This is a genomic window from Salmonella sp. SAL04214 (assembly GCF_046550615.1).
In the GTDB taxonomy this organism is placed as follows: Bacteria; Pseudomonadota; Gammaproteobacteria; order Enterobacterales; family Enterobacteriaceae; genus Salmonella; species Salmonella enterica.
The window spans coordinates 306,143-328,979 of sequence record NZ_JBGDXT010000001.1 but is presented as its reverse complement, the minus strand read 5'-3'; the positions used below and the strand labels follow the sequence as shown (position 1 = coordinate 328,979).

The window sequence follows — 22,837 nt, the reverse complement described above, 5'->3', positions numbered from 1 at the left end:
AGTCCTGTAACGATGACTGTATCTCACCACAACGCCTCTACAGCGCGCTTTTACGCGCTTCGTCTGCTTCCCGGCCAGGAAGTGTTTTCCCAATTACACGCCTTTGTGCAACAGAACCAATTACATGCCGCCTGGATTGCAGGGTGTACCGGCAGTCTGACCGACGTTGCGCTGCGTTATGCCGGGCAAGAGGCGACCACATCGCTCACCGGCACGTTTGAAGTTATCTCGCTAAACGGCACGCTTGAATTGACCGGCGAGCATCTGCATCTCGCGGTATCGGATCCCTACGGGGCCATGCTCGGCGGCCATATGATGCCAGGGTGTACCGTGCGTACCACGCTGGAACTGGTTATCGGCGAGCTGCCAGCGCTGACGTTCAGCCGTCAACCGTGCGCCATTTCCGGTTATGACGAACTGCATATTTCTTCCCGTTAATTGACGACTCTTTAAGAGGTACTTTATGGCGCGTCGCCCGTTTTCCAGCCAGTCTCTGGTGCTGATTGTCATCGCTATTGCCATCAATATGATTGGCGGACAGCTTATTAGCATGTTGAAGCTGCCTATTTTTCTCGACTCGATCGGCACCTTAATTAGCGCGGTACTGTTAGGACCGTTCATCGGCATGTTGACTGGGCTTCTGACCAACTTGCTGTGGGGGCTGCTTACCGATCCTATCGCTGCCGCGTTTGCCCCGGTAGCGATGGTTATCGGTCTGGTCGCCGGGTGGCTGGCGCGCGCAGGCTGGTTTCGTACCCTGCCCAAAGTGATCGTCAGCGGGGTCGTCATTACGTTGGCGGTGACGCTGGTCGCCGTACCGCTTCGTACCGCGCTTTTTGGCGGCGTTACCGGTAGCGGCGCTGATTTGTTCGTCGCCTGGATGCATTCAATGGGCCAAAACCTGGTGGAGTCAGTCGCGATTACCGTCATAGGCGCTAATCTGGTCGATAAAATTCTGACGGCGATCATCGTTTGGGTGCTGCTGCGTCAGCTACCGTTACGTACGACACGGCATTTTCCTGCGATGTCAGCCGTACGCTAAATGCATCCGTTTACCTCGTTAACCTTATGGGCGTTGGCGGCCTGCACCACGCTGCTACTCCCTGCGCAGACCGTGCTCCCGGTTTATAGCGCGGCGGCCTTCCTCTGTCTGCTGGCGCTGAAATCAACGCGGCGGCGGGCGAAGTATGTCGCCTGGCTGATGCTGTCTTTAGGGTTTGGGCTATGGCTGGTACATGGCGGTTGGCTAACGGAATGGATAAGCGGGCAGCCTCGCGATCCGCAGCGCTGGGTATATGCCGTTACGCTATGGCTACGTCTGCTGGCGATCGTGTCGACGTCGCAGCTATGGATGCAGTATGTGCCGGTTCAGCGATTTATTCGCGCCCTGTTCGCTTCACGTCTGCCGCCCGGCATCGCTTACCTGTTCGCTGGCCCGCTGCTGGTCGTCGAACAACTCAAACGACAACTGACGATCGTTCATGAAGCCCAGCGCGCGCGCGGCGTACCGCTGGATGAAGGCTGGTATCAGCGGCTACGGGCTATGCCTGCGCTGATCGTGCCGCTTACGCAAAATGCGCTTAACGATCTGACAATACGCGGCGCGGCGTTGGATATGCGGGGGTTTCGGCTGCATCGAGCCCGAACCACGCTGTGGGCGCCGAAAGATAGCATGTTACAACGGGTTGCGCGGTATGGCATGGTACTGCTAATACTGGCGGAAGCGGGAGTGTGGATATGGTTACGTTAGAGCAGTTTCGTTATCTTCCGTCCGATGCGACACGCCCGCCGGCATGTTTTGATTTCCACTATTCAACACCCGGAATAGTGGCGATAGTCGGCGATAACGGCAGCGGAAAAAGTACGCTGGCGCAACTGATGGCTGGCTGGTATCCGGATTATCTTCCCGGTGATATTGACGGCACAGGCTTACTGCTTGGCGTCCCTATCGGGCGGCTCCCGCTGGTAGAACAGTCGCCCACCATCCAGTTGGTGCAGCAATCGCCTTATTTACAGCTTTCCGGCTGTACCTTTAGCGTAGAGGAAGAGGTGGCGTTTGGCCCGGAGAATCTCGGCCTCCATGAAGCGGAAATTCTACGGCGCATTGACGAGGCGCTGACCCTGACAAACTGCCAGTCGTTACGCCATCGCCATCCCGGCACGCTCTCCGGCGGCGAAACGCAGCGGGTAGTGATTGCCAGCGCGCTTGCCATGCAGCCCAGGCTATTAGTTCTTGATGAAGCCTTCAGTCGGCTGACGTCAGCGGCCACCGGGACGCTGCTGGAACGGTTACAACAGTGGGCGCTGGAACGACATTCTCTCATTGTGCTTTTTGAGCGTAATCATTTTCCTTTTCTGACGCGATGCCAGCGGGTATGGCAATTGCGCGACGGAGCGCTAACCCCATTATGTTGACGTTAAATCAGGTCGCTTATCGCTGGCCAGATGCCGCAGCCGACTGTCTGCACGCCATCTCGCTTGAACTTCGTGACGGCGAATGGCTGGCGTTGACCGGCGATAACGGCGCGGGAAAATCAACGCTGTTACGGATTATGGCCGGCCTGCTTTCCCCCACTTCCGGCTCGGTAACGCTTAATGGAGAGCCGATTGCGCAGCTTAAAAATCGTCAACGCGCCGCCGCTATCGGCGTACTCTTTCAGGAAGCGGAAAACCAGATTTTCCACAGCAATGTCGCACAAGAGGTCGCTTTTGGGCTGAAACTACAGCGCTTATCGGCGGAGGATATTTCACGGCGCACGCAGGCCGCGCTGCGGTTATGCCAGCTAACGGACGTCGCCGAGGCGCACCCGCTTGATCTGCACGCCGCGCAGCGCCGGATGGTGGCGGTCGCCAGTCTGGAGGCGATGGCGCCGCCTGTGTTATTGCTGGATGAACCCAGCCGGGATTTTGACGCCCACTGGCTAACCGTATTTGAACACTGGCTGGCGACATGCCGGGCACGGGGAACCAGCGTCGTCGCGATTAGCCATGACGCTGCGTTTACCCGGCGTCATTTTTCACGGGTGGTACGGCTGGAAAACGGCAGGTTGTCAAAGGGGGAATAAAAAACGGGTCGCCGAAGCGACCCGTTTTATGCCGTATTAAGGATTACAGCAGCGCTTTCGCTTTGGCGATCACGTTGTCCACCGTGAAGCCAAACTCTTCAAACAGCAGCTCTGCCGGGGCGGACTCACCGAAGGTGGTCATGCCGACAATAGCGCCGTTCAGGCCGACATATTTGAACCAGTAGTCAGCGATACCCGCTTCAATCGCCACACGCGCAGAGACCGCTTTCGGCAGCACGGATTCACGGTAAGCCGCATCCTGCTTGTCGAATGCGTCGGTGGACGGCATGGAAACCACGCGCGCCTTCACGCCTTCGGCAGTCAGTTTTTCGTAAGCGGCAACCGCCAGCTCAACCTCAGAACCGGTCGCAATGAAGATAATCTGCGGCTGGCCCGCACAATCTTTCAGTACGTAACCACCGCGGGCGATATTCGCCAGTTGCTCTTCAGTACGTTCCTGCTGCGCCAGGTTCTGACGGGAGAGGATCAGCGCGGTTGGGCCATCCTGACGCTCTACGCCATATTTCCACGCCACCGCGGATTCCACCTGGTCGCACGGACGCCATGTGGACATGTTCGGCGTTACGCGCAGGCTTGCCACCTGCTCGACCGGCTGGTGCGTCGGGCCATCTTCGCCCAGACCGATGGAGTCGTGGGTATAGACCATCACCTGACGCTGTTTCATCAACGCTGCCATACGCACTGCGTTACGGGCATATTCGACGAACATCAGGAAGGTGGAGGTGTACGGCAGGAAACCGCCGTGCAGGGCGATACCGTTGGCGATAGCGGTCATACCGAATTCACGCACACCGTAGTGAATGTAGTTACCCGCTGCGTCTTCGTTGATAGCCTTAGAACCGGACCACAGGGTCAGGTTAGACGGTGCCAGGTCTGCAGAGCCGCCAAGGAATTCCGGCAACAGCGGACCGAAGGCTTCGATGGCATTCTGGGACGCTTTACGGCTGGCGATTTTGGATGGATTCGCCTGCAGTTTAGCGATGAACTCATTCGCTTTCGCATCGAAGTCAGCCGGCATGTCGCCTTTCATACGACGAGTGAATTCAGCAGCTTCTTGCGGGAAGGCTTTCTCATAAGCCGCGAATTTCTCATTCCATGCAGACTCTTTCGCCTGGCCGGCTTCTTTCGCATCCCACTGGGCGTAGATTTCAGACGGGATTTCGAACGGCGCGTATTTCCAGCCCAACTGTTCGCGGGTCAGCGCGATTTCCGCGTCGCCCAGCGGCGCGCCGTGGGAATCGTGGGTACCCTGTTTGTTCGGCGAACCGAAGCCGATGATGGTTTTGCACATCAGCAGGGACGGTTTGTCAGTCACGGCGCGAGCTTCTTCCGTGGCGCGTTTAATGGCATCGGCATCGTGACCGTCAATGCCACGGATAACGTGCCAGCCGTAGGCTTCAAAACGTTTCGCGGTGTCATCGGTGAACCAGCCTTCAACGTGACCATCGATAGAGATACCGTTGTCATCATAGAACGCGATCAGTTTGCCCAGTTTCAGAGTACCAGCCAGAGAGCACACTTCGTGAGAAATGCCTTCCATCATGCAGCCGTCGCCCATAAAGACGTAGGTGAAGTGGTCAACGATATCGTGGCCAGGACGGTTAAACTGCGCCGCCAGAGTTTTCTCGGCAATCGCCATCCCGACGGCGTTGGCAATACCCTGACCCAGCGGGCCAGTAGTGGTTTCAACGCCAGCGGTGTAGCCCACTTCCGGGTGACCAGGGGTTTTTGAATGTAGCTGACGGAAATTCTGCAGTTCGGACATCGGCAGGTCATAGCCGGTGAGGTGCAGCAGGCTGTAAATCAGCATCGAACCATGGCCATTGGACAGCACAAAGCGGTCGCGGTCGGCCCAGGACGGGTTGGTCGGGTTGTGGTTCAGGAAATCACGCCACAGGACTTCGGCAATGTCAGCCATACCCATCGGGGCACCCGGGTGACCGGATTTGGCTTTCTGTACTGCGTCCATGCTCAGCGCACGAATAGCATTGGCAAGCTCTTTACGTGAGGACATTTTGACTCCAGATCGGATGTTGAAAGGCCATGCCCGTAACGACTTGACGACAGCGCGTTTTGGGCTACGCCGGAAAATTTGCCAACAATTTACCCCAAGCCGCGCGTCATGTACATGGAACATCCTTTTACCGCTTCAGAAATCTCCGGATCGTGCTCGCATGTTGCGCAATTAGCTAACTTGCCTGCCATGCTTTTCTTTATACTTAACCCAGGCGCTAATTCATCTGCAACGGGCGCATTTCAAAATAATATTAATTCGTATGGAAGAGAAAAATGAAAATTCGCGCTTTACTGCTTGCTTTGGGCATGGCGACGGTGCTGACCGGTTGCCAGAATATGGACTCTAATGGACTGCTTTCTTCGGGCGCTGAAGCTTTTCAGGCCTATACGTTAAGCGATGCGCAGGTAAAAGCGCTGAGCGATCAATCCTGTCAAGAGCTCGACAGCAAAGCGAAAATCGCGCCGGCGAGCAGCGAATACGCTAAACGACTGACAAAAATTGCCGCCGCGCTGGGGGATAACATTAACGGCCAGCCGGTGAACTATAAGGTTTACGAGACGAAAGACGTCAACGCGTTTGCCATGGCGAACGGTTGTATCCGCGTCTACAGCGGACTGATGGATATGATGACCGACAACGAAGTTGAAGCCGTGATCGGCCATGAAATGGGCCATGTCGCGCTGGGTCATGTAAAGAAAGGGATGCAGGTCGCGCTGGGCACTAACGCCGTGCGCGTCGCGGCGGCATCGGCAGGAGGAGTTGTCGGCAGCCTGTCGCAATCACAGCTTGGCGATCTTGGCGAAAAACTGGTGAACTCGCAGTTCTCTCAGCGTCAGGAGTCCGAAGCGGATGATTATTCTTATGATCTGTTGCGCAAACGCGGTATCAGTCCGGCAGGACTCGCTACCAGCTTTGAGAAACTGGCAAAACTGGAAGCGGGTCGTCAAAGCTCGATGTTCGACGATCACCCGGCGTCCGCCGCACGCGCACAGCATGTGCGCGATCGTATGAGCGCAGACGGGATCAAATAACCCCCCGAACAGTGCCGGATGGCGGCGTGAACGCCTTATCCGGCCTACAAGCATCAATCAGCTGTAGGCCGGATAAGCGCAGCGCCATCCGGCAAAACAACTTACTCGCCCTTCTTCGCCGCCTGGATATAGAGCATTTCTAATGCCAGCGTCGCGGCCGCCAGAGCGGTGATCTCCGACTGATCGTAAGCCGGCGCGACTTCCACTACATCCATACCGACAATGTTCAGATCTTTCAGACCGCGTACCAGTTTAATGGCGCGATCGGAGGTCAAACCGCCGATCACCGGCGTACCGGTGCCAGGCGCAAACGCCGGGTCCAGACAGTCGATATCAAAGGTCAGATAGACCGGCATATCGCCGACGATCTGTTTCACCTGAGCGAGAATATCATCCACGCCGCGATCGTTGACCTGGCAGGCATCCAGCACGGTAAAGCCATTGTCTTTGTCAAACTCAGTGCGAATACCGATCTGTACCGAATGATGCGGATCGATCAGGCCTTCTTTCGGCGCGGTGTAGAACATCGTGCCGTGATCGAATTCGCAGCCGTTAGCGTAGGTATCGGTATGCGCGTCAAAATGTACCAGCGCCATTTTGCCAAAATGTTTCGCGTGGGCGCGCAGCAGCGGCAGCGTGACGAAGTGGTCGCCGCCGAAAGAGAGCATACGCTTGCCTGCAGACAGCAGTTTTTCAGCGTGAGCCTGTAATTTTTCGCTCATTTCACGGGCATCGCCAAACGCATACACCAAATCGCCGCAGTCCACGACGTTCAGGCGCTCGCGCATGTCAAAATTCCACGGGAAACGGTGATGTTCCCAGGCGAGGTTGGTCGACACCTGACGGATCGCCGCCGGGCCATGACGACCGCCAGCGCGACCGGACGTTGCCATATCAAACGGTACGCCAGTGATCACCCAGTCGGCATCGCTGTCATACGGCTGGAAGTTCATTGGCAGACGTAAAAAACCAAACGCATTAGAAACCAGTGAGTTATCGTACTGATGACCTAAGGTGCTCATGGCAAAAACCTCTTCTTAGTCAATATAAAAAAACCCTCCCGCGTCGTTAGGCCCGACGAGGAAGGGTTTGAATTTGTTTACGGCTCAAAGTTTACTCTGACAGGCCGCATTATTGAAGTCAGTTTAGCCAGGTACAGTAGACAACGCCCGAAAAAAATATATATCCAGCGCAAATCAGTAGGCTCATACGTCCATCGCGGTCAGTTAAGAGGCCTTAGGGAGTTGCCGCTGTAAAAACTCAAGCACTAATGCATAAAACAGCGGTGTTTTTCCTGGCGTCTGGAAAATGGCGTGACCGCTACCGGGAATGAGGGTCATCTCCGCCTGAGGCAGCAGCCGGTACAGCTCGGTAACTTCTTCAACGGTGAAAAATTCATCCCGGTCGCCGTCCAGTAATAGCACAGGAATGTGGATTTTTTTCACCTCTTCTTCCGCCAGCGATGTGGGCGTTGTCCACATTGGCCAGACACCTTTGAGGAACGTGCGCCAGTAGTCTTTTTGCTCTGGATGATGCATGTTCTGATAAAATTTAACCATCCCGGGCGCATCCGAAGCCATTTTATCCAGATCGCGATCCGTCAATTGCCCCTGAGGCATTCCTTTACCATAAAAAATTTCCATCCCCTGCATGTAATGAGCCGTAGCAAAGCGATGCGTTGCGCCGCCGACGATAGCAGCGCGCGCTAGATCCGGGTATCGGCTGGTTAGCTTCAGAACGACCATGCCGCCATCGCTGTAACCCATCACCAGCGGTTTTTCCAGCTTCAGCGCTTTAACAAAAGCCGCCATATCTTCCGCCATCAGATCATAGCTAAACGTTCCTTGCGGGTTATTCGTCAATCCATGTCCACGACTGTCCGGCATGATGACGCGAAAATATCGAGATGCCTCTTTCGCTAATCCCTGCCAGCTTTTCGCCGTCAGACCACCACCGTGAATCAACAGCAGCGGAGGCCCCTCGCCCTCTTCAACGTAATGAATTTTGATACCATTCGCTTCCACAAATTTATCTTTGTCCATCGTTGTTGCTGAAGCATTTATTAAAAATATAATATTGATAATAAAAATAAATGCTAATTTAAAAATATGATTCATAACACCTCGCCAATCACTTTCCGTGTAAAAGACCATATTATTCAGATTGAACAAAAATAACATCAAAATCGATTTGTATCATTTTCACTTATTTACCGGGGAGACCCCGCATCCTCTTTTTACTGAACGTAAAAAGCCTTTCCGCGATTAGCCCCAACGCGAAAAGGCTCTGAAGTCAGAAAAGTGCCACCTTATTCATTCTGGCTGTAATTCAGGATGACTTGAAGGTCTCTTCCTGAATTGCATTTGGCGCTTTCTTTATTCCTTCGTCTGACAAGACGAGCTTGACTCGCTAAATGCCGTGGCCGGAATTTTCACAATCGCTTTTTTAACCGGCGCAGGTTTACCACGCGTACAAAGCGGACGGTGGATCTGGTTGGGATAAAAAAGCGCGAAATCGCCAGGATTTAATGTAACGAACTGCTCATTAGCGACACATTCAGGAAAGATGATGTCATCAGGAAGATGCTCAAGCTCCTTTATCCTGGTATCAATTTTGTTGGAATAGCCAATCTCCTCATAACCGCTTAGTAAAATCTGAACATCGATATATTTTTTATGAAGTTCAGCTTTGCGGTTTAACGAAGAGTGTGTTTCTCCTTCGCTTATCATAAGAAATGACTCCGGGAAAGAAAGTTCATATCTACCAGCAGGCTGGTCTTCAGCTATTTTCACCGCTTCGATGATAAGTTTTTTAATAATGTGGTTAACGTAAGGTAATAAAGTAAGCTGCTCTATATTTCCATATAGCATACTATAGTTATCCTAAATAATGGTCGTGATTATAATTATCAGCCAATCAGGTACTGGTAAATACCCTCAGCCACAGGAATACCTTCTTTTAAACATTTTTCTTTATAGGCGATTTGCGGATCGTTTGGCGCCAGCACTTTATCAACACCGGGCATCGGTTTTACAGCCCTTAGCTCATTGACCATTGTGCTCATTATTGAGGAAAACAGCGGATTGCCCAACATCTGCGGATCAATAACGATAACCAGACTCGCTAACTTGCGCATCTTGTCATAGTCGCCATACATCCGAACAATATGGTTGCTAAAGTTTGCCCCCATCAGGACGCCCGTGAGCGCATCAATCGCCAGGGCAATACCAGAACCTTTGTGTCCGCCAAAGGGCAGCAGATTTTCAATTTTATGCGGATCGGTAGTGATATGTCCCTCTTTATCCAGCGCCAGGCCGTGACCTATTGGTTTCCCGGTTTCTTTGGCGTGCAGAATTTTACCAAACGCAATGGCGCTGGTCGCCATATCGACGATCATCGGATGGCTGTCTTTAACGGGGAAGCCGAAGGCGATTGGGTTAGTCCCCAGAAAGCGCTCCGCGCCGCCATACGGCGCAACGCAGGTATCCGTTTGCGTCATGGCGATAGCCACCATTCCCTGGCTTGTCGCCTGCTCAATGAACCACGAGAGCGCGCCGCAGTGGGACGTATTTTTGACGCTGACGAAGCCCAGCCCCGTCTCTCTCGCCAGACTAATAGCGTGATCTGTCGCCTTTATCAGCGCGCAGTGTCCCATTCCATCATCAGAGTCCAGAATAGCGACAGAAGGCGAAATCTGTTCAATGCTGAATGTTGCTTTTGGATTGAGCCCGCCTGCGTTCAGGCGGGTACAATAGTGCTCTACGCGAATAACGCCGTGGGAGTGAACGCCGGTAATATCGGCATGAACCAAAACGTCGGCTACCTGCTGCGCCGTTTGCGCGTCAAGACCCGCCTGGGTGAGTTTATTAAACGCCAGCGCTTTCAATTCATTTTCTTTGACTAATATTGTTGACATAACTATCCCGCTATTAAAATTTGATAACGCCTTTAACCAATTTTTTGTTTTCTACCACGTTCTTCTGGTACTGGTTGCCGAACGTATAGAAATCGAATTCCTGGTTTTTCATCATTGTTTCGCTAATAGCGCCCTGAGCCATGAGCTCAATGACACATTCGAAGTCTTCCCGCGTCGCGTTACGGCTGCTCAATAGCGTGGTCTCTTTTTTATGGAAGGTCGGATCGTCAATGACGAGCTCGCCGATATACAGCCCGATGAAGACGATTTTTCCGCCGTGACGAATCAGATCGACAGCGCGGCTCATGGAGGATTTATTGCCGGTGGCATCAAGCACAGTGCCGGCTAATTCACCGGAGAAACAGGCTTTCAGCGCATCAATATAGTCGTCTGACGACGGATCGAGCGTTGCAACGCCTACCTTTTCGGCTACCAGACGACGGCGTTCGGCGTCAATATCAGCTACCGCGACGCGAGCGCCTTTGGCTTTTGCTATCGCGGCGGCGGCCAGCCCAATCGGCCCGGCGCCGACCACCACAATGTTTTGCTGCGGCTTCACGTCAGCGCGGCGTACTGCGTGGGCGCTGATGGCGAAACACTCAACCAGCGCGCCCGCGCTGTCGGTGAGGTTATCCGACAGTTCAACCAGATTTTGTTCACGAACGGCCAGATATTCGCTAAAGCCGCCGTCCTGGTGAACACCATACAGCGAGACGTTCTCACAGCAGTTGGTTTTTCCTTCCCGGCAGGCTGCGCAAGCGCCGCAAGGAATACAGGGAATAACGCTATAGCGTTGGCCAACCTTCGCCGTGCTGCACGATTTACCCAATATTTCCGCCACGCCGCAAATTTCATGACCCAGCACGCGCGGATAGGCAAAAAAGGGCTGGCGGCCGGCAAACGCATGGATATCGGTGCCGCAAATACCAACCGCTTTAATTTTTAACAGTACTTCATCGTCTTTTAAATGAGGAATATCCCTTTCAATGTATTCAATATTTCCCGGATTATTACAGATAAGCGTTTTCATACTTAACCCTTTGAAGATAAACGGTGAATGGTGGCCGTGACGCCATGTAACTCAATATGGTTAAAGGCCTGCTGAATGTCGTTTAAAAAGTCTGCGTTGTCGCCGGCCAGCGTTCCAAAGATGCTATTTATCTGCAGCAAAGACAGCGCTTGTTCCCATCGCGTGTTTTTATTTTTAATAGCCGCATTGAAGGTATCATTGAGCGGGTCGGCCACACTCTGCCCCTGAGAGAGGGTATTAATGACGTAATGGAGCCAGCCCGCAATCAGCGTCGCCAACGCCCTGCCCTTAACGCCGCGCGCCTGGAGCGTCAGATAAGGATCGACGGCCCGCTGAGGCAGCTTCTGAGAACCGTCCATCGCAATCTGTCCGGTCTTATGTTTAATATTCGGGTTGCTGAATCGATCAATGAGCAACTGCGCATATTGATGTACATCTACCGCCAAATTCGGGCGCAGCGATTTTGCCTGCTCTTCCGTCATTAAATGATGTACGGCGGTTTTAAAAGCGTCGTCTTCCATGCACTGATAGATAAACTCATATCCAGCCAGGCTGCCGTTATAGGCGAGAAACGAATGGCTGCCATTCAGCATACGAAGTTTCATTTCTTCATAGGGAAGCACGTCCGAGACGAACATCGCCCCTGCTTTATCCCAGTCAGGACGACCGGCAACGAAATTATCTTCGATAACCCACTGACGGAAATCCTCGCATACGATGCCGCAGGGATCGGCAAAACCGATCTGGTCTTTAATCATGTCAAATTGCTCTGGCGTCATTGCCGGCACGATGCGATCGACCATGGTGCCAGGAAAGGTGACATGCTTCGCTATCCAGGCCGCCAGTTGCGGATCAAGATTATCGGCAAACGTAACGATCGCCGTTTTGGTCAAATGACCGTTTTCCGGAATGTTATCGCACGACAGTACACTAAACGGGGGAAGCCCTTGCTGGCGGCGTATCCGTAGCGCTTCGACGATCAGTCCGAGTGCTGACCGGGGATGTTCAGGATCGGCAAGATCGTGTTTGATGAGCGGATGGCTGAGATCGAGCGTTCTGGACCGCGGATCGGTGCAGTAACCTTTTTCCGTTATCGTCAACGAAACAATTTTTACCTGCGGCTCAGTTAGCTTCTCGATCGCCGCCTGAATACCTGACTTCGGCGTATGCAACGCACCGGTGACGGTACGAACCAGGCGACTGTTGATGGCGCTGGCTGACGTTTCCACCACTGAAAACAGCCCCTCTTGCGCATTTAGCGCATCCACCAGCTCCGCATCGCCGAACAGATTTAGTTCAAAAATCCCCCAGCGGTTGCCGGTTATCTCATTCGTGAGATCGTTATAAACAGCCTGGTGACCACGGTGAAAGGCGCCAAATCCAATATGTACGATGTTGGCTTCCATTCCCTGACGTGAATAAGTCGTTTTGAATTGGTGCCTTGCGGCGTCTAACTGGCGAGCTATGGTGTCCATGAATTTTTCCCACTCCTTTTTTGTTTACCAATTCTGCTTAAACAACATACCAAAATCCGTGAATATGATCACACTCACGGCACCATATTCTTTACCCTGGTATGCTGACTAATAGACAATGAATAAAAATAATTTATTTATCAATTAGTTATAAAATGCGTTTGTCAGGATAAATTTTACGATTCACAAAAGCGTGAGTTTGATTAGAAAAATCGGCCACGAATTGGCATACCACCCATACAACCAGCAATCATTAAACACCATGAAAAACAATATCTTATTGAATAACACGCCCGCTGCGAGCGTATATGTCACGCATGATTGGTTCAATAATTACCCGAAATACAGCAAACCAAATCTGATAATTTGTCTAGTGAATTAATGAACTCAATTTATTATCAGCATCAACGTTAACCTAAGAACATCAGTTACGGTTTTGATCATCCGGGTCGCTGCTAAAGCGATGGGGAGTGAGCCGCCTTTAGACGTAATTGGCAAATTAATCCATTGATTAAAAACAGGAAAAAATTAATGAAGACGCAGATTAGGCACGTTGAAACAAAGCTTTCAAAGCCCCTCTGGCCGAGGTCTTAGTTGACGCGAAACATGGCATAATAGCCATTTCGAACTGGTAACCACGACGATTACGCTGGAAGACGGTTCAACTGGCACCGGATATTCCTATACCGGCGGAAAGGGAGGGTATGCAATTAAAGCGATGATCGATCACGATCTTGCCCCGGTACTGTCAGGGAAAGAGGCGCTGCGATTGACGATATCTATGACTTTATGGAATAGCATATTCACTATATGGGTTGCGGAGGCATCGCGTCGTTTGCGATGTCTGCGGTGGATATCGCCCTTTGGGATTTGAAAGGCAAACGTGAAAAACTGCCGCTGTGGAAAATGGCTGGTTGAAGGCGGCGCGTCTGTCGACGAATAGCGGTCGTTTGGTATGCTCGCTCGGTATGCAGGAATTACACGTCAGACTGGTTTCCGCATTCGAGACTGGCTGACTGGAGGTTCACAGTTTCCCGATCGAGCAATATACCAAACATCCGCTGGTGGTCGACAATTATCGCGCCGTGGCACCGGACACCTACGGCATTGGCGTAGAGTTTGACTGGGATAAGCTGAGCGTTTACGAAGCCTGATTCCCTCTCTCCGGGCTTGTTTTTGGCGGCAGGCCCGGTTAATCGCTGACAAAAATGTCATCCGCCTGAAAATAGCCGTCAGGTGGCGAAGAAAAAATCATCAAAATCTTCCAGCGAATCATCCTGTTGGAAGATTTTTACCAGCTCATTTTTACTGTTTTCAAGATGGGTCCACGAGGCCTGTCTGGCCTGCTCAGCATCGCGTTTTTGCAATGCAAGGAAGATACTACGGTGATCTTCCACCCATTTCATTCTTAACTCTTTCTTATGTAAATACTTATAGTTTAACTGCTTCCAGCGCGGATTTTCGGTCCTGACAGCCCGCCACAGCTCGGCAGATTGTTTCATTAATACACGATTTTGCGTGGATTCCGCGATGATATTGTGGAACTGGCGATCCAGTTCTTCAAATTTGTCGCTGTCGCCGCCAATCTGCTTTTCCTGCTGCTCAATAATACGTTTAAGCTGCTTAAGTTCATTAAATCTTATTTGCGTAGCGGCAAAACCGGTGATGTTGCTTTCGATGACCTGCCGGGCCTGTAGCAATTCAAAGGGGCCAATGTCTGAGTAAGGCAAGAGCGCTTTTTGATTGATTTTCTCCAGACTATCAATAAAGTAAGTGCCTGCGCCTTGCTTAACCTCTACCACTCCCTTCAGCTCAAGCATAATAATCGCCTCACGAATCGTCGTGCGGCTGGTTTGAAAACGCTCGCTGAGTTCTCTCTCCGCCGGAAGTCGCTCGCCAGCTTTAAATACCCCTGAATAGAGTAGTTCTTCTATTTGCAGCCCTATATCAAAATAGCGCCGCTTGGTTAAAATTTGTTCCATGCACATACCTATGTAGACAGCAATTGCTCCACTTGAGGGTAGTGTAAACAAATCCTAATGTTTATGGTAAACAATTTCCCTGCCAGAGAGTGGTCGTTTCTTTCCCGCAACCTACGGCTATGCGCGTCACACAGTCCTTCCCCACCAGACTCGGCAGGAAGGCGCTGATTCCCATAACGCATATTTGACGTTTGATGCCGGGTTTATTTGCGGCAGGGCGGCGGCGCATACCCGTTGTTGTCCGCCGGGAAAGCCTGCGAGGAACAAGGCGGTAGCGTATTTGTTGCTTTACCCTGCAATGCAAAGGCGGCAAAGCCGATGACGCCGATGTTGCGTACATCGCCCTGCGCGGAGTGGGCCGCATAAGCGTCAGCTACGTCGGCGAACTGGAATGCCGCCTCAGTGTGTTTATCTTTGCGAAACCCTTTAATCGCCAGTGAATCGCCGGCGTTAACAATATAGCCATGATGATTCTGCGAGCCTGCTTTTCCGTTCAACACGTCCAGGCCATCAACCGTTGCGACGATTTCGTAATTGGTATCATGACTGTAATTACGAATATATAACTGATAGTTCATCCCTGATCTTGCAGGAATACTATATTGCCATTGTCCCATTGATGCGTTGTAGCGACGAGTAATTGGAATCGAATTAAAATTAGCGTCGCGCACAGCATATTCAAGATCGCTGATACGTATACTATAAACTTTATCGTAACCTGACGGATATTGAGTGGAGTAATTTATTACCACCATTTCGGCAGGTTCTCGATCGGCACGTTCTACCGAAACGCTTTGTACCGATGAATGCACGTCGCCGCCCCAGGCGGTGCCGACGTCGGATGAAGAGCCATTATTAGATTGCATTCCGCTGGAACAACCGCCTAACATCAAAAACAAGCCAACAATGACGGCATTAAATTTAAATTTGCTCATACTTAACCCCCTTTTTAATTATTAGGGGGATTGTAGGCCCATAAAATTACATAGAGAAGCGGCACCGCTGATAATTAAGAATTTATAAAATATAAAAGGGTCGATTTAAATAATTAAATCGACCCACAAGCGGAATACTCTTAATTACTCATCTTCAAGATAAGTATAACCGTACAGTCCCGCTTCAAATTCCTCAAGGAACTGCTGCTGCAACGCATCGTCCAGATCCGTCTGTTTTACCTGGTCGCGGAAATGCGTTAACAGCGTTTTCGGGTCCAGTTGTACATATTGCAGCATATCCGCAACGGTATCGCCTTCGTCCGACAGCTCAACCTCGACGCTACCATCCGGGAAGACAAACACGTCAACCGCTTCAGTATCGCCAAACAGGTTGTGCATGTTACCGAGGATCTCCTGATAGGCGCCGACCATAAAGAAGCCGAGCATCGGTGGATTCTCTGGATCGTATTCCGGCATCGGCATCGTCGTGGCGATACCGTCGCCATCGATATAGTGGTCAATAGCGCCATCGGAATCACAGGTTATATCCAGCAGCACGGCACGACGTTCCGGTACCTGATCTAACCCTTCCAGCGGCAGCACCGGAAAGAGCTGATCGATTCCCCACGCGTCCGGCATCGACTGGAACAGCGAGAAGTTGACGTACATTTTGTCCGCCATCCGCTCTTGCAGTTCGTCGATAATCGGGCGATGCGCACGGTTTTGCGGGTCCAGTTGCTTCTGCACTTCATGGCACATGCTGAGATAAAGTTGCTCCGCCCAGGCGCGCTCCTGCAAACTAAACGCGCCGGAAGAGTAGCCGATATGAATATCGTGCAGATCCATTTGGCTATCATGCAGCCATTCACGCAGCGAGCGGCGGGTGCCAGGCTTATGCATCTCCTGCCAGGTTTCCCACAGATTTTGCAGCGCGCGCGGCGCATCTTCAGCAGGGGCAGTCGGATCCGTGTATTCGTTACGCTCCACGCCGATAATGTTAGAGACCAGTACCGTATGGTGCGCAGTGACGGCGCGGCCAGACTCGGTAATCACCGTCGGATGCGGTAAACCATGCTCTTCGCAGGCATCGCCAATCGCCCAGATGATGTTATTGGCATATTCGTTCAGGCCATAGTTCACCGAACAGTCGGACTGCGAGCGGGTACCTTCATAATCCACGCCCAGACCGCCGCCCACGTCGAAGCACTGGATATTAACGCCCAGCTTATGCAGCTCAACATAGAAACGCGCGGATTCGCGCACGCCGGTCGCGATATCGCGAATGTTCGCCATCTGCGATCCCAGGTGGAAGTGCAACAGTTGCAGACTGTCCAGACGCCCGGCGTCACGCAGGGTCTCCACCAGTTGCAGCACCTGGGTCGCCGCCAAGCCGAATTTTGATTTTTCGCCGCCGGAGGATTGCCACTTACCGGACCCCTGAGAGGCCAGACGCGCACGCACGCCCAGACGAGGAACCACGTTCAGGCGCTCAGCTTCTTCCAGCACAATCGCGATTTCAGACATCTTTTCGATGACCAGATAAACCTTATGGCCCATCTTCTCGCCAATCAACGCCAGCCGAATGTATTCACGGTCTTTATAACCATTACAGACGATCACGCTACGGGTCATGCCGGCATGCGCCAGCACCGCCATCAATTCCGCTTTCGACCCCGCTTCCAGCCCCAACGGTTCACCGGAATGGATAAGGGACTCGATCACGCGGCGATGCTGATTGACCTTAATCGGATAAACGAGGAAGTAGTCGCCGTTATAACCGTAAGATTCACGCGCACGCTTAAACGCCGCGTTAATTGAACGCAAACGGTGTTGCAGGATCTGCGGGAAGCAGAACAGCGCCGGCAGACGCTGGCCTTGCGCTTCGCGCGCTTTCACCAGTTTGGCAAGATCGACACGCGCTTCCGGTACGTCGGGATCGGGGCATACGCTAATATGGCCCAGCTCGTTGACGTCGTAGTAGTTATTGCCCCACCAGGCAATATTGTAAGTGCGCAGCATCTTGCTGGCTTCCTGGGAGCTCATTGCAACCTCCTGCATGGAGCGTAGTACACCCTGTTCGCCTGCTGACGAAGGCGAACCCATAGACATGTCGTCAGACATAGCGAACCTCAATTTTTATTAGCAAGTGTAAAACAGTTGACCACTATCGCAATCCGAAGACGCGATAACAACCCATAGACAAGCGGATTTTCCAGCAGATAGCGCTGATGCTCCGCCTGCGCGACCGGTTTCTTTTTCATATCATTGTAAACACGTAACCGAACTCACAGATAACGGTTCGGCGAAACCACGAGAAAACTCTTGCGTTAACAAGAGCGCCCTTGTTCAGTCTTCAGCGCCATTGCCGGCTCTGGAATCCTGAGAAGCGCCGAGATGGGTATAACATCGGCAGGTATGCAAAGCAGAGATGCAGATTGCGGGGGACATGCGCGCACCAGAACGATGCGACAAATTCAGCAGAATACAACGGTTCATTATCTCGTATCACCTCCACGGCCGCCTCGTAAGACGAACCCACAAGCCAAAGCAACGTTTTAACCCGGCTGGAAGTGGCGACACGAAGAAAACGTCGTGTGCTTTTGTATGAGCCGCGCGTCGCGTTTTATACCCAGAACGCAGAAAAAAAGCAAAGCATAAATGCGCATAATGTCAGCATTATCAGAAACGTTTACCGCCTGATTTTGACCGACATTGCGACGGCCTTCAAAAAAAGCTGGAAATTGGGCGAAGAAGTGACCTAAAATAGCCGTCCAGATGTTAATCCATCCATACTGATTAACACTCAGACTGCCAGTGTCAGCGACCTTCAGACTCATGGTAGAATCTTCTGTCATGACTATTCCGCACAACAGTTTGAGCTAACTAAATTCTCCTTAGGTGAAATTAAATATGGCAAAACACCTTTTTACGTCTGAGTCCGTATCAGAAGGGCATCCTGACAAAATCGCAGACCAAATCTCTGATGCCGTGTTGGATGCTATCCTGCAACAGGATCCGAAAGCACGCGTCGCCTGTGAAACCTACGTTAAAACCGGCATGGTTTTAGTTGGCGGTGAGATCACCACCAGCGCCTGGGTCGATATCGAAGAGATTACCCGTAATACGGTGCGCGAAATTGGCTATGTGCATTCCGACATGGGCTTTGACGCCAACTCTTGCGCGGTACTGAGCGCAATTGGCAAACAGTCTCCGGATATCAACCAGGGCGTTGACCGCGCAGACCCGCTGGAACAAGGCGCGGGCGACCAGGGCCTGATGTTTGGCTACGCGACAAATGAAACCGACGTACTGATGCCTGCGCCAATCACCTACGCGCACCGTCTGGTACAGCGTCAGGCTGAAGTGCGTAAAAATGGCACCCTGCCATGGTTGCGTCCGGATGCAAAAAGCCAGGTCACTTTCCAGTATGACGACGGCAAAATCGTCGGTATCGACGCCGTGGTTCTCTCTACGCAGCACGCAGAAGATATCGACCAAAAATCGCTGCAAGAAGCGGTGATGGAAGAGATCATCAAACCCATTCTGCCGTCTGAATGGTTAAATACGTCCACTAAGTTTTTTATCAACCCAACCGGTCGTTTTGTTATCGGCGGCCCGATGGGCGATTGTGGTCTGACCGGTCGTAAGATCATCGTTGATACCTACGGCGGTATGGCGCGTCACGGCGGCGGCGCCTTCTCCGGTAAAGATCCATCTAAAGTTGACCGTTCTGCAGCTTACGCTGCGCGTTATGTCGCGAAAAACATCGTGGCGGCAGGTCTGGCGGATCGCTGTGAAATCCAGGTCTCCTACGCTATCGGCGTAGCGGAGCCGACGTCCATCATGGTGGAAACGTTCGGTACTGAAAAAGTGCCTGCTGAACAGTTGATTCTGCTGGTGCGCGAATTCTTCGACCTGCGCCCGTACGGCTTGATTCAGATGCTGGATCTGCTGCACCCGATCTACAAAGAAACTGCGGCTTACGGCCACTTCGGTCGCGAAAACTTCCCATGGGAAAAAACCGACAAAGCGCAACTGCTGCGCGACGCTGCCGGTCTGAAATAATCGCCCGCGCCTGACGCTGTTTTTCAGTCAGGGAAACCATACCGTACTTATCAAGGCCAGCGCCCTGCTGGCCTTTATCATTGCTGATACACGCAACGTTATCAGATATTCCAGCGTGAATTTATACTGACCTTTTTGTGATACGCAGCACAATCCACTCTCCCCTTTCGTTTCTTCGACTACACTTTTTATCATTCAGTTTCAGTCATCATGAAAGCGGTTACATTCATTTTCATTAAGAACTGACCGCATCACTATCGGTATGCTAATTCTGCGATGAAAATATTACATAATTTTTCAACTTTGTCTGAATACCAGGCGATTGATATGGTTATAAGATTATTAAAACTATTATTTTTCAGATAATTAAATAATCACCGAGATAAATAGTAGTGTAAACGATTACACCATTGTGATTAGCCTCACATCTTTTTACGGCGTACTCACCTACTCTTAACATCGATAAAATTGCTAACCCAACCGGAGGGCATAATGCCTGACAATAAAAAACAAGGGCGTTCCAACAAGGCCATGACATTTTTTGTCTGCTTTCTTGCAGCCCTGGCAGGATTACTTTTTGGCCTGGATATCGGCGTTATCGCCGGTGCTTTACCCTTCATTACCGACGAGTTTCAGATTACCGCACACACTCAGGAATGGGTGGTCAGCTCCATGATGTTTGGCGCGGCCGTCGGCGCTGTCGGCAGCGGCTGGCTCTCCTTTAAGCTGGGTCGTAAAAAAAGCCTGATGATCGGCGCTATCCTGTTCGTCGCCGGTTCGCTGTTCTCCGCTGCGGCGCCTAACGTTGAAGTCCTGATTATTTCTCGCGTGCTGCTGGGTCTGGCCGTCGGCGTCGCTTCCTACACTGCACCGTTGTACCTGTCCGAGATCGCGCCGGAAAAAATTCGCGGCAGTATGATCTCAATGTACCAACTCATGATCACCATCGGGATTCTGGGCGCTTATCTGTCCGATACCGCGTTCAGCTACAGCGGCGCATGGCGCTGGATGCTCGGCGTGATCATCATCCCGGCCATTCTGCTGCTGATCGGTGTCTTCTTCCTGCCGGACAGCCCGCGCTGGTTTGCGGCGAAACGCCGTTTCCATGATGCTGAACGCGTCCTGTTGCGCCTGCGTGACACCAGTGCGGAAGCAAAACGTGAGCTCGATGAAATTCGCGAAAGTTTGCAGGTTAAACAGAGCGGTTGGGCGCTGTTCAAAGAGAACAGCAACTTCCGCCGCGCCGTGTTTCTTGGCATTTTGTTGCAGGTCATGCAGCAATTTACCGGGATGAACGTCATCATGTATTACGCGCCGAAAATCTTCGAACTGGCGGGGTACACGAATACCACGGAGCAGATGTGGGGCACCGTTATTGTTGGTCTGACTAACGTGCTGGCAACCTTCATCGCTATCGGCCTGGTTGACCGCTGGGGCCGCAAGCCGACCCTGACGCTGGGCTTCCTGGTCATGGCGATTGGTATGGGGATTCTGGGTACGATGATGCACATCGGCATCCATTCGCCGTCTGCGCAATACTTCGCTATCGCTATGCTGCTGATGTTCATCATTGGATTTGCGATGAGCGCTGGTCCGCTGATTTGGGTACTGTGCTCCGAAATCCAGCCGCTGAAAGGCCGCGATTTCGGCATCACCTGCTCCACCGCGACCAACTGGATCGCCAATATGATCGTCGGCGCAACGTTCCTGACCATGCTGAACAATCTGGGTAACGCCAACACCTTCTGGGTCTACGCTGGCCTGAACGTACTGTTTATCCTGCTGACCCTGTGGCTGGTGCCGGAAACCAAACACGTTTCGCTGGAACACATTGAACGTAACCTGATGAAAGGTCGTAAACTGCGCGAAATCGGCGCCCACGACTAATCCCTCCACGCTTCCTCCTGCCACAGGAGGAAGCGTTTTTCTTGCAGTCCCTCTTCCGTCGCACTATTCTCTGCCGCTATGAAAACCCCTCGTCTCCCTATCGCTATCCAGCAGGCCGTGATGCGCCGTCTGCGGGAAAATCTCGCCCAGGCGAACCTCAAGCTCGATAGACATTATCCGGAGCCGAAACTGGTGTATACGCAACGCGGCACCTCGGCGGGCACCGCCTGGCTGGAGAGCTACGAAATCCGCCTCAACCCGGTGTTACTGCTGGAAAACATCGACACCTTTATAGCAGAGGTCGTGCCGCATGAACTGGCGCATCTGTTGGTGTGGAAGCACTTCGGACGCAAGGCTCCGCATGGCAAGGAATGGAAGTGGATGATGGAAAGCGTGCTGGGCGTTCCGGCCAGACGTACTCATCAATTTGCGCTGCAATCCGTACGGCGCAATACCTTTCCCTACCATTGCCAATGCCAGCAACATCAACTCACCGTCCGCCGTCATAATCGGGTAGTACGCGGCGAAGCGGTTTATCGTTGCGTTCACTGCGGCGAACCACTGGTCGCCGGGTAGTTCCCGAAACGTCCGGGAACTTTCCTGAGCGGACTGATTGCATACAGACACAACTTTCGTTACGTTGCGGGCTCGTTTTGCTATGGAGTGTGCAATGTACCGTAATTTTTCTTTTGCCGCTGCGTTGCTGGCCGCAGCGTTTTCAGGCCAGGCCCTGGCCGATGGCATTAACAATTTTTCTCAGGCCAAAGCGGCGAGCGTCAAAGTCAATGCAGACGCTCCCGGCAGCTTTTACTGCGGGTGCCAAATCCGCTGGCAGGGTAAAAAAGGCGTCGTAGACCTGGAGTCCTGCGGCTATAAGGTGCGTAAAAACGAGAATCGCGCCAGACGCATTGAGTGGGAGCACGTTGTCCCCGCCTGGCAATTCGGTCATCAGCGCCAGTGCTGGCAGGACGGCGGGCGAAAAAACTGCGCTAAAGACCCGGTCTACCGCAAAATGGAAAGCGATATGCATAACCTGCAACCCGCGATTGGCGAAGTGAATGGCGATCGCGGCAACTTTATGTATAGCCAGTGGAACGGCGGCGAAGGTCAGTACGGGCAGTGCGCCATGAAAGTGGATTTCAAAGCGAAGCTCGCCGAGCCGCCCGCCCGCGCCCGTGGCGCAATCGCCCGCACTTATTTTTATATGCGCGACCAATACCAACTGAAACTTTCCCGCCAACAAACGCAGCTTTTTAACGTCTGGGATAAGCAGTACCCCGTTACCGCCTGGGAGTGCGAGCGCGATGCGCGTATCGCGAAGGTCCAGGGTAATCATAATCCCTATGTGCAACGCGCTTGCCAGGCGCGAAAGAGCTAACCTACACTAGCGGGATTCTTGTTAACCCATGCCCT

At 52.3% G+C, this 22,837-nt stretch carries 24 protein-coding genes and 1 pseudogene; 11 read left to right on the top strand and 14 right to left on the bottom strand.

From position 1 onward, the window contains the following. The first annotated feature begins 12 nt into the window (after positions 1-12). Genes ACLJQD_RS01645 through ACLJQD_RS01625 form a run of 5 tightly spaced genes read left to right on the top strand, consistent with a single transcriptional unit; the run spans position 13 to position 3,065 of the window. On the top strand, positions 13-438 hold the full coding sequence (locus ACLJQD_RS01645) for a PPC domain-containing DNA-binding protein (RefSeq protein ID WP_000218564.1): 426 nt from the start codon (positions 13-15) through the stop codon (positions 436-438). A 25-nt stretch (positions 439-463) separates the two neighbouring features. After that, entirely contained in the window at positions 464-1,042 is a 579-nt protein-coding gene (locus ACLJQD_RS01640) for an ECF transporter S component (RefSeq protein WP_000124001.1), read from the top strand. Then, a complete protein-coding gene (locus tag ACLJQD_RS01635; RefSeq protein ID WP_000553270.1) occupies positions 1,043-1,750 on the top strand; it encodes an energy-coupling factor transporter transmembrane component T in 708 nt (235 codons plus the stop codon). After that, on the top strand, positions 1,738-2,415 hold the full coding sequence (locus tag ACLJQD_RS01630; protein WP_001517914.1) for an ABC transporter ATP-binding protein: 678 nt from the start codon (positions 1,738-1,740) through the stop codon (positions 2,413-2,415). The genes ACLJQD_RS01635 and ACLJQD_RS01630 overlap by 13 nt, the downstream gene beginning before the upstream one ends. Further along, positions 2,409-3,065 carry an ABC transporter ATP-binding protein gene (locus ACLJQD_RS01625; protein WP_017441084.1) on the top strand — a complete coding sequence of 219 codons (657 nt, stop codon included), beginning with the start codon at positions 2,409-2,411 and terminating at the stop codon, positions 3,063-3,065. The genes ACLJQD_RS01630 and ACLJQD_RS01625 overlap by 7 nt, the downstream gene beginning before the upstream one ends. 43 nt (positions 3,066-3,108) lie before the next feature. Here ACLJQD_RS01625 and tkt read toward each other — a convergent pair whose 3' ends face one another. Continuing rightward, a complete protein-coding gene (gene tkt, locus ACLJQD_RS01620; RefSeq protein WP_000098651.1) occupies positions 3,109-5,100 on the bottom strand; it encodes a transketolase in 1,992 nt (663 codons plus the stop codon). A gap of 275 nt (positions 5,101-5,375) precedes the next feature. Here tkt and ACLJQD_RS01615 point away from each other — a divergent pair, with 275 nt between their 5' ends. Further along, positions 5,376-6,134, top strand: coding sequence for a M48 family metallopeptidase (locus tag ACLJQD_RS01615; RefSeq protein ID WP_000701825.1), 759 nt, complete (start codon positions 5,376-5,378; stop codon positions 6,132-6,134). Between the two features lie 13 nt (positions 6,135-6,147). Here the strand turns inward: ACLJQD_RS01615 and ACLJQD_RS01610 are convergent. The 7 genes and pseudogenes from ACLJQD_RS01610 to ACLJQD_RS01580 form a co-directional block, all read right to left on the bottom strand. Then, positions 6,148-6,232: pseudogene (locus ACLJQD_RS01610) on the bottom strand (hypothetical protein); the annotation flags it as partial. 3 nt (positions 6,233-6,235) lie between these two features. Further along, entirely contained in the window at positions 6,236-7,156 is a 921-nt protein-coding gene (gene speB / locus ACLJQD_RS01605; protein WP_000105550.1) for an agmatinase, read from the bottom strand. A 204-nt stretch (positions 7,157-7,360) separates the two neighbouring features. Continuing rightward, the gene (locus ACLJQD_RS01600; protein ID WP_077905220.1) at positions 7,361-8,317 is read right to left on the bottom strand and encodes an alpha/beta fold hydrolase; all 957 of its coding nucleotides are present in this window, start codon (positions 8,315-8,317) and stop codon (positions 7,361-7,363) included. Between the two features lie 192 nt (positions 8,318-8,509). After that, positions 8,510-9,004, bottom strand: coding sequence for a YhcH/YjgK/YiaL family protein (locus tag ACLJQD_RS01595; protein ID WP_017441083.1), 495 nt, complete (start codon positions 9,002-9,004; stop codon positions 8,510-8,512). A 38-nt stretch (positions 9,005-9,042) separates the two neighbouring features. Next, positions 9,043-10,050, bottom strand: a complete 1,008-nt coding sequence (locus ACLJQD_RS01590) for an Ldh family oxidoreductase (protein ID WP_000104231.1) — start codon at positions 10,048-10,050, stop codon at positions 9,043-9,045. A gap of 13 nt (positions 10,051-10,063) precedes the next feature. Continuing rightward, a complete protein-coding gene (locus ACLJQD_RS01585) occupies positions 10,064-11,080 on the bottom strand; it encodes a zinc-binding alcohol dehydrogenase family protein (protein ID WP_000853907.1) in 1,017 nt (338 codons plus the stop codon). Between the two features lie 2 nt (positions 11,081-11,082). Continuing rightward, a complete protein-coding gene (locus ACLJQD_RS01580) occupies positions 11,083-12,555 on the bottom strand; it encodes a mannitol dehydrogenase family protein (RefSeq protein WP_023242890.1) in 1,473 nt (490 codons plus the stop codon). 810 nt (positions 12,556-13,365) lie between these two features. On the opposite strand from ACLJQD_RS01580, the gene ACLJQD_RS01575 reads away from it, so the two are divergent. Continuing rightward, positions 13,366-13,473 carry a racemase gene (locus tag ACLJQD_RS01575; protein ID WP_001667677.1) on the top strand — a complete coding sequence of 36 codons (108 nt, stop codon included), beginning with the start codon at positions 13,366-13,368 and terminating at the stop codon, positions 13,471-13,473. Positions 13,474-13,787: 314 nt separating this feature from the next. Here ACLJQD_RS01575 and ACLJQD_RS01570 read toward each other — a convergent pair whose 3' ends face one another. The 6 genes from ACLJQD_RS01570 to ACLJQD_RS01545 all read right to left on the bottom strand — a co-directional run bounded on the left by ACLJQD_RS01570 (position 13,788) and on the right by ACLJQD_RS01545 (position 18,327). Further along, entirely contained in the window at positions 13,788-14,588 is an 801-nt protein-coding gene (locus ACLJQD_RS01570) for a FadR/GntR family transcriptional regulator (protein ID WP_001576357.1), read from the bottom strand. Positions 14,589-14,740: 152 nt separating this feature from the next. After that, positions 14,741-15,472: a membrane protein gene (locus ACLJQD_RS01565; RefSeq protein WP_017441081.1), complete on the bottom strand. Its 732-nt coding sequence runs from the start codon at positions 15,470-15,472 to the stop codon at positions 14,741-14,743. A 144-nt stretch (positions 15,473-15,616) separates the two neighbouring features. Further along, positions 15,617-17,593 carry a biosynthetic arginine decarboxylase gene (gene speA / locus ACLJQD_RS01560; protein ID WP_001278580.1) on the bottom strand — a complete coding sequence of 659 codons (1,977 nt, stop codon included), beginning with the start codon at positions 17,591-17,593 and terminating at the stop codon, positions 15,617-15,619. 8 nt (positions 17,594-17,601) lie between these two features. Further along, positions 17,602-17,733, bottom strand: a complete 132-nt coding sequence (yqgB, locus tag ACLJQD_RS01555; RefSeq protein WP_000729109.1) for an acid stress response protein YqgB — start codon at positions 17,731-17,733, stop codon at positions 17,602-17,604. Positions 17,734-17,818: 85 nt separating this feature from the next. Next, entirely contained in the window at positions 17,819-17,968 is a 150-nt protein-coding gene (locus ACLJQD_RS01550) for a hypothetical protein (RefSeq protein ID WP_001751809.1), read from the bottom strand. 59 nt (positions 17,969-18,027) lie between these two features. Further along, complete coding sequence (locus ACLJQD_RS01545; RefSeq protein ID WP_001540882.1) at positions 18,028-18,327, bottom strand: hypothetical protein; 300 nt, start codon at positions 18,325-18,327, stop codon at positions 18,028-18,030. A 55-nt stretch (positions 18,328-18,382) separates the two neighbouring features. Here ACLJQD_RS01545 and metK point away from each other — a divergent pair, with 55 nt between their 5' ends. The 4 genes from metK to endA all read left to right on the top strand — a co-directional run bounded on the left by metK (position 18,383) and on the right by endA (position 22,802). After that, positions 18,383-19,537, top strand: a complete 1,155-nt coding sequence (gene metK / locus ACLJQD_RS01540) for a methionine adenosyltransferase (protein WP_001062140.1) — start codon at positions 18,383-18,385, stop codon at positions 19,535-19,537. Between the two features lie 492 nt (positions 19,538-20,029). After that, on the top strand, positions 20,030-21,424 hold the full coding sequence (gene galP / locus ACLJQD_RS01535) for a galactose/proton symporter (RefSeq protein WP_001113171.1): 1,395 nt from the start codon (positions 20,030-20,032) through the stop codon (positions 21,422-21,424). Between the two features lie 78 nt (positions 21,425-21,502). After that, positions 21,503-22,000, top strand: coding sequence for a SprT family zinc-dependent metalloprotease (locus ACLJQD_RS01530; protein ID WP_000856775.1), 498 nt, complete (start codon positions 21,503-21,505; stop codon positions 21,998-22,000). Positions 22,001-22,094: 94 nt separating this feature from the next. Next, positions 22,095-22,802 carry a deoxyribonuclease I gene (endA, locus tag ACLJQD_RS01525; RefSeq protein WP_000286124.1) on the top strand — a complete coding sequence of 236 codons (708 nt, stop codon included), beginning with the start codon at positions 22,095-22,097 and terminating at the stop codon, positions 22,800-22,802. The last annotated feature ends 35 nt before the right edge of the window (positions 22,803-22,837 follow it).

Coding starts and splice junctions, on each gene's coding strand:
- ACLJQD_RS01595 (WP_017441083.1), bottom strand. CDS start 9,004: ATGCTATATGGAAATATAGAGCAGCTTACTTTATTACCTTACGTTAAC.
- ACLJQD_RS01550 (WP_001751809.1), bottom strand. CDS start 17,968: ATGAACCGTTGTATTCTGCTGAATTTGTCGCATCGTTCTGGTGCGCGC.
- ACLJQD_RS01580 (WP_023242890.1), bottom strand. CDS start 12,555: ATGGACACCATAGCTCGCCAGTTAGACGCCGCAAGGCACCAATTCAAA.
- ACLJQD_RS01635 (WP_000553270.1), top strand. CDS start 1,043: ATGCATCCGTTTACCTCGTTAACCTTATGGGCGTTGGCGGCCTGCACC.
- ACLJQD_RS01615 (WP_000701825.1), top strand. CDS start 5,376: ATGAAAATTCGCGCTTTACTGCTTGCTTTGGGCATGGCGACGGTGCTG.
- ACLJQD_RS01575 (WP_001667677.1), top strand. CDS start 13,366: ATGGGTTGCGGAGGCATCGCGTCGTTTGCGATGTCTGCGGTGGATATC.
- metK (WP_001062140.1), top strand. CDS start 18,383: ATGGCAAAACACCTTTTTACGTCTGAGTCCGTATCAGAAGGGCATCCT.
- ACLJQD_RS01590 (WP_000104231.1), bottom strand. CDS start 10,050: ATGTCAACAATATTAGTCAAAGAAAATGAATTGAAAGCGCTGGCGTTT.
- ACLJQD_RS01530 (WP_000856775.1), top strand. CDS start 21,503: ATGAAAACCCCTCGTCTCCCTATCGCTATCCAGCAGGCCGTGATGCGC.
- yqgB (WP_000729109.1), bottom strand. CDS start 17,733: ATGAAAAAGAAACCGGTCGCGCAGGCGGAGCATCAGCGCTATCTGCTG.
- ACLJQD_RS01630 (WP_001517914.1), top strand. CDS start 1,738: ATGGTTACGTTAGAGCAGTTTCGTTATCTTCCGTCCGATGCGACACGC.
- ACLJQD_RS01640 (WP_000124001.1), top strand. CDS start 464: ATGGCGCGTCGCCCGTTTTCCAGCCAGTCTCTGGTGCTGATTGTCATC.
- endA (WP_000286124.1), top strand. CDS start 22,095: ATGTACCGTAATTTTTCTTTTGCCGCTGCGTTGCTGGCCGCAGCGTTT.
- ACLJQD_RS01565 (WP_017441081.1), bottom strand. CDS start 15,472: ATGAGCAAATTTAAATTTAATGCCGTCATTGTTGGCTTGTTTTTGATG.
- speB (WP_000105550.1), bottom strand. CDS start 7,156: ATGAGCACCTTAGGTCATCAGTACGATAACTCACTGGTTTCTAATGCG.
- ACLJQD_RS01645 (WP_000218564.1), top strand. CDS start 13: ATGACTGTATCTCACCACAACGCCTCTACAGCGCGCTTTTACGCGCTT.
- ACLJQD_RS01545 (WP_001540882.1), bottom strand. CDS start 18,327: ATGACAGAAGATTCTACCATGAGTCTGAAGGTCGCTGACACTGGCAGT.
- galP (WP_001113171.1), top strand. CDS start 20,030: ATGCCTGACAATAAAAAACAAGGGCGTTCCAACAAGGCCATGACATTT.
- tkt (WP_000098651.1), bottom strand. CDS start 5,100: ATGTCCTCACGTAAAGAGCTTGCCAATGCTATTCGTGCGCTGAGCATG.
- speA (WP_001278580.1), bottom strand. CDS start 17,593: ATGTCTGACGACATGTCTATGGGTTCGCCTTCGTCAGCAGGCGAACAG.
- ACLJQD_RS01585 (WP_000853907.1), bottom strand. CDS start 11,080: ATGAAAACGCTTATCTGTAATAATCCGGGAAATATTGAATACATTGAA.
- ACLJQD_RS01625 (WP_017441084.1), top strand. CDS start 2,409: ATGTTGACGTTAAATCAGGTCGCTTATCGCTGGCCAGATGCCGCAGCC.